Raw genomic sequence first — 11,618 nt, forward strand, 5'->3', positions numbered from 1 at the left:
CCATATAAAGATATTGAATTGAACTAATATTAGTAAGGAGTTATAATAGTACTCTAAAAATCGAGGGGGCACTGAAATTAATAGTCTTGTTTATTCAAATTAATTATGTGATGTATAAAAATAGCCAGCTGCTTGTCTTTAGAGTTATGGTCCGTGTCAAAAAATATCGATAAAATTAAATATACTTCCACTCTTTAAAAGTTACACTTTTTCCAGCTACTAAAAAATCAACTGTATTCAACCTGTAAGATGATTTTTCAGTCCTTAAAAGAGGTGTTATCTAATGTGTACTAATAAATTTTAGTAGCGAAGATTTATATAAATTTTATTAATAAGTAAACTTGAATAATACGAACATATAATTAAATTTTTTTATACTAATAAAAAAAATATACGGCTTCTGGCATCTGTCGGATGAACTAACGATTCCCTTACTTGAAGAAAGGACTTTAAAATTCAGAAGATTAAGATCTTATGAAAAAGTAAGGGAAAAAGTATAACCGAAAAAGAAAAGAAAAAGAAAAAATCGGGATGAAGGAAACCTACCTTCACCCGGCTTTTTTAGTGTTGATTTAGCTATTTCGTTATGGTCTCTATGAAACCAGGCATTATCAACTCCGTTTTGTTGATTGTGGTTTCACTTTCATAATTAGTTTCATTTTTGGAAGTAATTGCTTTTGTTTAGTTTGTAGACGTCTCCGATTCATCTATAGATGCCTCATTTTCATCTATGGATGTTTCAGAGTCATCTACGGATGAATCATTTTCATCTACGGATGAAGAATCATTTTCATCTACGGATGAATCTTTTTCATCTACAGATGTTTCAGAGTCATCTACGGATGTATCAGAGTCATCCACAGATGTATCATTTTCATCTATGGATGTTTCAGAGTCATCTATGGATGTTTCAGAGTCATCTATGGATGTTTCAGAGTCATCTATGGATGTTTCAGAGTCATCTACGGATGTATCATTTTCATCTATGGATGTATCCGTTTGATCATCTGTTAAATTTACTGGAGTTATGGGCTGTTCCGGTTCAGAGACAGCTACAAGCGGGAGGTAATCCGTATAGCCGCTGGTTGAGATCTTGTACACTCCATCAGCAATGCCATCGCCATCCGCATCAGTTGCAGTCTGGGAAAAGCCTGTCCCATCGGGTTTTGCCCAGAGATTTCCTCCGATGTAGGGTCCGCCTGCAATATTTATGCCTGCGGTTTTTGTTGTGTTCCAGACGTTCCCAACGCTTCTCGGTTTAATATCTGCGTTAAAGTTGTTGTTCAGGTAGTTATTAAATACGGTATTGTTGTTGCTTGTGGAGGCCATATAGATGCCTGAAACGTCGTTTGAAACAATAGTATTACCTGAAATTGTATTATCGCCGGAAGTGCTCAGATGGATGCCCCGGTTGCTTTTGGAAGCTTCGTTTTCTGAGACATTGTTTTCTGAGGAATACGACAGCAGGATTGCGTAATCGCCGTTATCCAGAACAGTATTGTTCGAAAGAGTGTTCCCATTCGATGTTGTAAGGAAAACTCCCCTATTATTGCCGGAAGCTTCGTTGCCGTTTAAGTTATTGTTACTTGAACCTTTGAGGTATATCCCATAAGCACGGTTAGACCTTGCTGTGTTGTTGATAAGGTCATTATAGTTGCTTGAGTTTTCCAGGACAATACCATGGTCATTGCCTTCGCTTGCATTGTTGTTAGAGAGTACGTTCCATCCTGAGCGCAACAGGTAAGCTCCGTACCTGTTGTACAAAGCTGTATTGTTTAAGAGCATATTATAATTGGAATCCTGCAGGTTAAGTCCTCTTCCACCGTTTTGTATACTGTTATTAAGGACAGTACTGTTGCTGGAAAACGCCAGGTTTATACCAATTGCGTTGTTCGATAGTATGTTTTCACTTAGATTACAGTTAGTAGAGGATAATAAAGAGATTCCAGAGATAATGTTATCCGAAACTGAATTTTCAGAAACATTATTGTTTCCTGTGGATGCGATCTGGATACCTCTTCCGTTATTTGAAACCACATTACCCGAGAGCATGCTTTCGTCTGAACTTAACAGGAAAATGCCGCTGCTGCTGTTCAATGCTGTATTTTTTGTCAGGCTGTTACCACTGGAATCCTTCAGATATATGCCAGAGACCATGTTTGAATCTACCGTATTGCCTGTCAGGTTGTTGTTGCTTGAACCTACAAGGTGGATTCCATAATCTTCATTTGAGCTTGCGGTGTTGTTTTCAAGGCTGGTGTCACTGCAGCTTTCCAGGACAATCCCGTGGTCAGCGCTCATACTTACCTTATTATCCGAGAGCATGTTCCCTTCGGAGACAAGCAGATATATTCCGAACCTCTGATTTGAAACTGTGTTGCCTGAAGCCCTGTTATAGTTTGATCTCTCGATATTAATTGCTCTCTTACCTTCTACTGCTGTGTTGTTGAGGATAAGGTTGTAATTTGAATTCTTCAGGTATATTCCGAGAGCGTCATTTAAAAACTCGTTATTTTCTATGGTACAGTTACCGGACCTTATCAGGTAGACCCCTGCACGATCAGTTCCGGCGCCATTAATGCTTAACCCTGTAATTGTGATGTTATCTGCTTCTACGTAAAATACATCATCAGCTTGATTTTTCGCCGTAACTATCGTATCTCCGGGATTCCCGGAAGCTGACCTGATTACCAGGTCACTCGTCATTATTCTAAGATTTTCAGTATAGTTTCCGGGACTTATGACGACCTCATCACCTGAAACAGTATTATTAACCGCATTCTGTATTGATTCTCCTGGCTGGACAATAATCTCAGTTGCGGTTCCGATACCAGAGCCTAACGTAAAGACAAGTAAGGCTAAAAATAGAGCGATAAATCTGTGTATTTAAATCCCCCACATCAGATATTTATTATATTCCCTATTTATAATCTCCATTTAAAATAAACATGAAATAATATAAATGTATTAGAAAATAATATCAGAATAATAACCATGGAAGTACACGAAGATAACCATGGAAATACACGAAAAATAGCAGATCAATACAGTCTATTGAAATAAACTCAATATTTTCTCTTTTGCGAGGTTTCAGATTAGCTTTTATAACAAAAGCTAACAGTTGAACCTTTAAAATTAACCTTATTTGCTGTTTATTACAGGCAGGTGTTTTACTTAATAAGAAAATGTGTAGAAAAAAGTGTGTAAAAAAACATGTAAAAAAGCGTGTAGAAAAAAGTGTGTAAAAAAAACATGTAAAAAAGCGTGTAGAAAAAAGTATGAGAAAAGAACAAAAAAGAAAAGCAGGATGAAGGTATCAAACCTCCATCCAGTCTTATTTCTACACTTAAATTTACTATTTATTTACTTTCATTTAGCTGTTTTATTTTCTTTTATACAGTAATACTGCAAGCAGACCTGCCACACCGTAAACCATCTCAAAGCCCGGCGTGCTATTCTCATCTTGTCCGGGTTCCTGAGCAACTTCCGATCCTGTATCCTCCGTGTTCTTTTCAGAGTTGCCAGATTCATCATCGGGCTGTATTTCAGTTACAGTTTCTTCCGGAGATGTATTTGCCTTCCCTGTTATTGCAAAGGAAGAGAAGCCCGGAACATCAGCTGTGAAGTACAGGTATTTGTCATCTTCTTTTAACAGGCTGACTGGCAACTGCCCCCATTTTTTATCGCTGTACCTGTTCAGGGCAATGGTAGATCTGTCTATCTTTTTATCCTGTATCCAGGCCTTTTCAACCTTGAAGCAGACTACAGGGTTTTCGATGTTATTTGAGGTTGCAAACCCACCGTTTCCGACCCATAAGTTAAAGGACTTATAGACCTCACCCGAAGGCAGTTCGGAAACCAGTGAGGACTTTCCTTTCAGCATCTCGGCAATGGTTGTGATTTTACCTGCGGTCTTCTTTGCATCAAAGCTCACATAAACAACACAGGTTGCTTCCTTCGTGAAATCAAACTTTACAGCTTTTCCGTTTGTAATGAAGACCTGAGAAAGTTCCTTTGCTTCAATGTTTCTGGAAGATTCAGGAGAGCCGCCACCGCCACCACTGCTGCTTCCTCCGCTGCTCTTTCTCTCTACAGCTATCAGAATAGTTTTTGAAGTCGTGCCGTTTGCATTGCTTACTGTCAGTTTGGCGGGGTAAGTCCCTACCAGGGAATAAGTATGCGTTGGATTCAACTCAGTTGAAGTAACTCCGTCTCCAAAGTCCCAACTCCTCGATGTTGCGTCTTGCGAACGGTCAGTAAAGAGGACGGAAAGGGGAGCATAGCCACTGGTGACATTGGTTTCGAAGTTTGCGACAGGAAGTACATCATTATCTACATTCTCTTCCAGCACAGTTATAACAGCAGTTTTTGAATTTATGCCTTTCAGATTGCTTACTGTAAGGTTAACGGTATAGTTTCCTGCCTGAGAATAAGAATGCGTTGGATTCGTATCGTTTGAAGTAGCTCCATCTCCAAAGTTCCAGCTTCTCGATGTTGCGTTCTGTGAACGGTCAGTAAAGGAGACTGAAAGGGGAGCAGAGCCGCTGGTAGGATTGGCGATAAAGTCTGCTACAGGAAATACATCATTATCTACATTCTCTTCCAGCACAGTTATAACAGCAGTTTTTGAATCCGTGCCTTTCAGGTTGCTTACTGTAAGGTTAACAGTATAGTTTCCTGCCCAGTAATAAGAATGCGTTGGATTCGTATCGTTTGAAGTATCTCCGTCTCCAAAATTCCAGCTCCTCGATGTTGCGTTCTGTGAACGGTCAGTAAACTGAACGGGAAGGGGGGCAGAGCCGCTAGTGGGATTGGCGGTAAAGTCTGCGACAGGAGGTACATCAATTTCGTTTTCCAGCACAGTTATAACAGCAGTTTTTGAATCCGTGCCTTTCAGGTTGCTTACTGTCAGGTTAACGGTATAGTTTCCTGCCAGGGAATAAGAATGCGTTGGATTCGTATCGTTTGAAGTAGCTCCGTCTCCAAATTTCCAGCTCCTCGATGTTGCGTTTTGTGAACGGTCAGTAAAGGTAACTGAGAGGGGAGCAGGGCCGCTAGTAGGAGTGGCTGAAAAGTCTGCTACAGGAAACGCCGGCTCTGGTGCAGAAACAGCTACAAGCGGGAGATAGTCGATTAAGTTATCTCCATTATATTGCGTATCAATAATGCCGTCCCCATTTGAATCATTATTTGCATTTAGTTGGGAGAAACCTGTTCCGAGGGGAGTTGCCCAGTAATTACCTCCAACATAGGACCCGCCTACAATGCTTTTACCTGGAGCTTTTGGTGTGTTCCAGACACTTCCATTGTTTTTATTATCTGTGTTATATGTATTATTCAAGTAATTGTTGAAAATAAGGTTATTAGTGCTCCGAGAACACAAAAATAGACCGTATTTAATGCTTGAAGTTACACTATTACTTGAAACATTATTGTTTTGAGAAGAATCCAAAGAAATTCCATAGACGTTGTTATCAGCCGTATTCATGTAGAGGACATTGCCATTGGAATACGAGAGCATTATCCCATTCGAGTTATTAACATCTGCCGTATTATCAGATAAAATATTGTTGGAGATCATACTCCCGTTTGAATATTTCACATAGATTCCTTTAGAGTTGCTCGAAGCTGTATTACTGACCAGGTTACTGTTGCTGGAATTTATCAGGTAAATCCCATAATTACTGTTAGAACTTGCAGTATTGCTGATAAGGTTATTATTACTGCCGACATCGTCAAGAACAATACCAGTACCGCTATTAGAATTTGCCTTATTACCTGAAAGTGTGTTCCCACTGGATAACGAGCCTAAGTAAATACCTCTGCCGTTTTGGGATACGCTGTTGTTGAACACTTTATTATTGCTTGAATTGTCCAGAAGGATGCCTTGAGTCGGGTTCAAATTTGCTTCATTGTTTTCCAGGATATTATCACTGACTCTATAAAGACTGATACCAGAGCCGGTGTTTGAATTTGCCGTATTCTCTAAAAGCGTATTATCGCTGGATGTGAGCGTTATATAAAAGCCCTGGGTGTTGTTATACGCATTATTGCCAGTCAGGTTGTTGTTATCGGAATACCTTACAGCTATCCCGTATGGGCTGCTTGAAGCCGTATTACTCAGAATGTTGTTATTACTTGAGTTGTCCAGGAAAATACCATGGTCACTATTCAGATTTACCTCGTTACCTGAAATTGTGTTTTCATTGGATGTTACGAGGTAAATGCTATTGGAGTTGTTAAATGCGGTATTACTCTTCAGTTTATTGTTACTGGAATTTACCAGATATATACCAGAGACGGCGTTCGAATTAAAGCTGCTGCTTTCCAGATTATTATTACTGGAGGTCTCCAGAACAATACCTGTACTGCTCATACTTTCAGTGATTTCTGAAAGGTTGTTTGAGTCGGAATTCTGGAGATATATCCCGTACCTCTGATTAGAAATCGTGTTGTTTGAGACGGTGGTATGTTTAGACCACTCAATATTAATTCCTCGACCTGCGCCTACCGGACTATCTTTGGTAGCAATGTTGTTTCGGATGACATTATAATCGGAATATTCCAAATATATTCCAAGGGCGTCGTTGTATAATATGTTGTCCTCAATGGTACAGTTAGGACTTGTGAGCACATGAATTCCTGAGTTGTCATTTCCTGCCCCAGTAATATTGAACCCTTTAACCGTTACGTTGTTTGTATTCTGTATAGTGATTACAGATGCATTTGGGTTGTCCGCAGTAATTGTCGTGTCCGCAGGGTTCCCGGATTCTGACCTGATTACCAGATTATCTTTACTGATATCAATATTTTCTATATAAGTTCCGGATTCAACGATAATTACATCGCCTGAATTTGCACTGTCCACTGCGGCCTGTATAGAATTCGTAGAATTGGCATGAATATCAGCCGCTGCCCCAATACAGGAGCTTAATGTGATTATGAGAGTGGTTAGCATTAAAAATTGTAATCTGTTAATTCTCATTCCTCCGTAAAAATAGAAGAAATTTGCAACTACACTTCCTTCAATTAATTAGGGATTAAAGATATGTATAATATAAACATATTGGTCTGAAATAATATTTTTCAAGAGGAATATAATAAGGCACTATGACAATACATATCTGTATTTATTGGAATTAATTTTGCCCCCTTTCTTAATACTGTATAATATATTATATTAAAGGGCACTTCGCCTATCATTTAACGCGGACTACAGGCAACTGAATATAATTATAGAAGTTGAAATCAAATTATTTTGATGGCTGTAAGCTTTCCAGTTAGAGAAATAATTTGGTTGACTTTTGAATTAGTATTTAAGAAAAACATCTAAATTTTTATCATACAGAGAAAGATTAATATATTTCAAATGTTTTCTCTGAAAATTTATTATCATATTTAAATTATTTTGGATTAACTTCCCAGAAAACCAGAAAAGAAAAGGTAAGAAATAAATTAACTCAAAGGAAAAACTAAATGTAAAAAAATTGGGGAGACTGGAAAAGATAACGAAAATGAAGAAGATGAAGAAGATGAAGATGATATAGAAGATAAAGAAGATGAAGAGTAAAATGCATATATTAAAAATGGGGAGAGGAGCTCCGGCGTCCCCGAACTCCGCCGGGGTAATATAAAGATTGAAGATGGGGACCGGAGCCTGTATAGTCCCTCAATAAATGATTTTCCACTCTCAAAACCTCTCAAGGGCTTCTCAAAATAGAGCCTTTCAGTAAACGGTTTCCTGTTTTGTCCTGGTATTGTATGCCCTGTATTCGTCTACTTTCTTATCCTGAAGGTAAACGTATTCATATTCCGGATAATTGAGCCTCTTCCTGTATTCTTCCCTGGCTTCAGCCTGGCAGCTGGCACAGGCGTAGATGGGGACTGAAATCCCGAAGATCCTGGTATCATTTATGCTCCTGTGGGCATGGGAGTCTATGGCCACATAACCCTGACAATCAGGGCACATCCGGACTGTTTCCTCCTGAAATTCCTGGATCATATCGGTATCATAGAAGATCTGTTTTTTCCGGCTGTAAAAGTCTCCGTGTTTTGCCACTTCTGCTTTTACAAGCCTGTCCCGGTTTTTCCAGTTTTCGAGCTGGGTTGCAACAATTTCCTCCAGGATTTTCCTGTCTCTTGCAGCCTGGACAAACATCCCTGGCTTGAACTCGGGTTCCTTTACGCAGGAGTAGTCAAGCCCGGCCATGGCAAGGATTATTCCCGTATTCACATAGGGCAGCGCGCTCTGGATAGCATAGCCTCCTTCAAGCACTGCCATGTCGGGAGCAAGTTTCTCGTTCAGTTTAGCATATCCCTGTGCAGAAAAGCGCATGTTTGCAAGCGGATCAGTATAATGATTGTCCTGTCCTGCAGAATTGAGGACAAGTTCAGGCCTGAAGTCCTTGAGAATGGGAAGCACCAGGGTATCGAGCACGTAGAGAATACCCTCATCCGGAGTACCCGGCGGCAGAGGTATGTTGATTGTCCTGCCAAGGGCTCTCGGGCCTCCGAGTTCGTTCATGAAGCCCGAGCCGGGATAGAGTGTCCTCCCGTCCTGATGGAAGGAGATAAAAAGCACATCCGGGTCGTTGTAAAAAATCTCCTGTGTCCCGTCCCCGTGATGGACATCAGTATCCACGATTGCAATCCTGCGAATCCCATACTTTTTTCTCAGGTATTCGACAAGGATTGCTTCATTATTTATATTGCAAAAGCCGCGGTTTCCGTGGGCGACTGTCATTGCATGGTGACCTGGCGGGCGGACAAGGGCAAAAGCATTTTTAACCTCTCCCCGCATGAGCGCGTCAGCAAGGACCAGGCAGCTGCCTGCTGAAATCCGGTGAGGGGTTGTAGCCTGGGCTTTTATGTCAGGAACACAGAAATGAACCCTTGCAATGTCCTTGAAATCTGCGAGGCGGGGCTTATACTCCTCTATCTGGGGCAGGTCCATCAGGCCTTCTTCAAAAATCTGGTCCCGTGTATAGAGGAGACGCTCCTCTCTTTCCGGATGGGTTGGAGAAATTGCCCAGTCAAAGGCCGGGAAGAAAATAAGGCCGGTCTTTTTTGCTCCTGCCCGGTCTGCCGGAACCATGGGTTCGTTTTCCGGTATTTTCCCAGGCTCACTTTTCAATTCGTTTTCCGGTTTTTTTTCCGATTCATTTTCCGGTTCATTTCTCGATTCATCTTCAGATTTCGGCTCTGAAGTTCTTGTTTTCATTGTAACTCCCTCTACTCTATCAGGCTCAATTTCCTCTTCTTTCCGTGCTTTTTTCTCTGCCCCGGTATTTTTTTCAGCTCCGCCTTTGAGAACATCCTTAATTTTACCAAGCCCTAGCTTCATGCTTTTTCCTCCCTCTTCCATTCGGGGATAAGGCCTGCCGGGATCTGCATACTTACATCAAAAAGCCGCCCTGCCGTAAACCAGCCCTCAACCACGTTAAAGACCTCACTGTTAGCAATCTCGGCTTCGTCTGCATACTCGGAAATCCCAAACCTTTTTGCGCGTTCCCTGAGGAGTTTTGTTGCAAGGGCTTCGGCTTCCTCCGAGCGCATTTTATTGAAATTCCCGATATCCGTTGAGTTAAGGTTTACAATTTCTCCTTCTTCAGCTACCGAATAGACCTTCTGCTGAGTATCGATGCGCAGGTTAAGGGTAAGGGTGGGCCTTGCAACAGCTGCCCCTATGGCATTTCCGACTTCCGAATATTCGGGGGTAATCGGTTTTGCGTTCAGCTTTTCCGCGACTACGGAAATCAGGCCCCTTGCTCCGCCCCCGATCCCGACAACATTTTCAGGCCTTTCTTTTTTCTTCTGCAGGACTTCCCATATCCTGTAAGCAGGTTCCTGTTCCCATTCAAGAAACATTTCCCTTACGGCTTTTTCAATCATCCCTGCGGTTGTGTCCACTATCAAGGAAGCAGTCTCAATTACGGATTTCCCGAGGCTGGAGGCTACGGATGCAACTGCCTCTTTTGCGCGTTCAGAGTCTCCAACCGCGACAAGCCCGAGCACTCTCAGGGCATCCGTCGGGGTTGGCTCTTCTCCTCCCATGCAGTAAGCGGGACCTGCCCTTTCAGGGCCTATGGTTACCAGCCTGAGTCCGGGATCTGTTTCTCTAACCCTTACAATGCTGTCCCCTCCTACCGCAATCGAGCGGACGGCAAAAGCCCGTACATGGGTCAGGAAGTTTCCGAGTTTTGCGCCTTTGGAAGCGATAAGCGGTTTTCCGGAAAGGATAAGGGCAATGTCGGTAGTGGTCCCACCTATATCCACTACAACAGATGTCTGTCCCTCAGGGGTAAGGGCAAGAGCTCCTATCGTACTTGCTGCGGGACCTGAAAAAATAGTTTCCACAGGGAACTCTACTGATTTATCAATCGGTAGAGTCCCTCCATCGGCTTTAAGGATGTATACGGGAGCCCTGATGTCCCGTTCCTCAAGGGCTTTTTTGATCTCTGCAACGAACTCCTGGTAACGTTCCCCTGTTGCAGAGGCCAGCATGGAGGTTGCGATTCTTCTCGGGAAATTCAGTTTTCCCGAAACCTTATGCCCGAGTCCTACCTGGCAGTCCGGATACATTTCCCAGAGGATTTCTTCTATCCTGAGTTCATGGGAAGGATTCCTCTGTCCGAATTTGCTTACCACGGCAGCTCTAAAATAACCCTGTTCCCGGATTCGGTTCACCGTTTCCCGGACCTCAGCTTCGTCAAGGGGCTGGATTTCCCTTCCCCTGAAGTCCATAGCTCCTTTAAGGTAGAAACTGTCTGGAAAAATATAACTTGAAGGGTTAACACCCGGACCCGGAATAAGCAGTAGAGCCACACGGTCAGTTTTGCCCTCGGCAATAAGATTTGTTATTACGGTTGTACTGAAAACCACCCTTTCGAGCTGTTCCGGAGGAACTCCTCTGCTGACCTCATCAAGAGCATTGAGCAGAGACTTCAGAAGATTCCCTCGCTCGGTGGAAACCTTGGCTGTACTGTATACTTCTCCGTTCCGGATAAGCACCGCATCTGTGGTGGTGCCCCCTACATCAATTCCTATAAGCATTCACAATTCGCCTATCCTCACCTGAATGAATTTATTTTTCAACTTTTTTTCTGTATTTTATAGCTGGATTTAATTAATTCAGTTTCAAATGATTTCGATATAGAAATAAGTGTGTAATTTGTTTCGATACAGTGCAGGTCTATACAGTATCTCTTTCAGAAGTAATCCCGAGCCCGTGCATTTCATACCAATTTAGTCTGATGCCCGGGTCACACGCTTGATATTCCGGGCTCGAAACCCTGACACAGCTAATAATTTAGTTTTTGTCTGCAATGCACAGGTGGACTTAAGCGGTGAGCGGCGCTGAAAAGAAAACAATGACTGTCTATACGACCGTCTATAATACTTAGGACTTACGCACTTGAAATGCCGAAAATTCAATTTCATTTAAAATATAATTATATATTAGTAATCCTCAAAAACGTACGGAGTTCGGGGCATAAATCCTCCCAGGTGTAACGACATTGACTACATTGATATTCTCATTACGGGTTCTAACGTTTTTAGTTGCACTGAAGCTGCCAGATGTTATCCAAACGTAGCTAATGCTCCTTCTCATGATTCTT

The 11,618-nt window shown here is 41.9% G+C and carries 4 protein-coding genes; all 4 read right to left on the reverse strand.

The annotated features are described in order from the left end of the window. Positions 1–681: 681 nt before the first annotated feature. Positions 682–2,886: a NosD domain-containing protein gene (locus tag EO98_RS03020; protein WP_369799021.1), complete on the reverse strand. Its 2,205-nt coding sequence runs from the start codon at positions 2,884–2,886 to the stop codon at positions 682–684. A gap of 496 nt (positions 2,887–3,382) precedes the next feature. Beyond that, positions 3,383–6,985, reverse strand: a complete 3,603-nt coding sequence (locus EO98_RS03025; RefSeq protein WP_048160025.1) for a NosD domain-containing protein — start codon at positions 6,983–6,985, stop codon at positions 3,383–3,385. Positions 6,986–7,726: 741 nt separating this feature from the next. After that, entirely contained in the window at positions 7,727–9,343 is a 1,617-nt protein-coding gene (locus EO98_RS03030) for a histone deacetylase (RefSeq protein WP_048143098.1), read from the reverse strand. Next, on the reverse strand, positions 9,340–11,052 hold the full coding sequence (locus tag EO98_RS03035) for a hydantoinase/oxoprolinase family protein (RefSeq protein ID WP_048143094.1): 1,713 nt from the start codon (positions 11,050–11,052) through the stop codon (positions 9,340–9,342). The genes EO98_RS03030 and EO98_RS03035 overlap by 4 nt, the downstream gene beginning before the upstream one ends. Positions 11,053–11,618: the final 566 nt, after the last annotated feature.

It is taken from the genome of Methanosarcina sp. 2.H.T.1A.6 (assembly GCF_000979455.1).
GTDB lineage: Archaea > Halobacteriota > Methanosarcinia > Methanosarcinales > Methanosarcinaceae > Methanosarcina.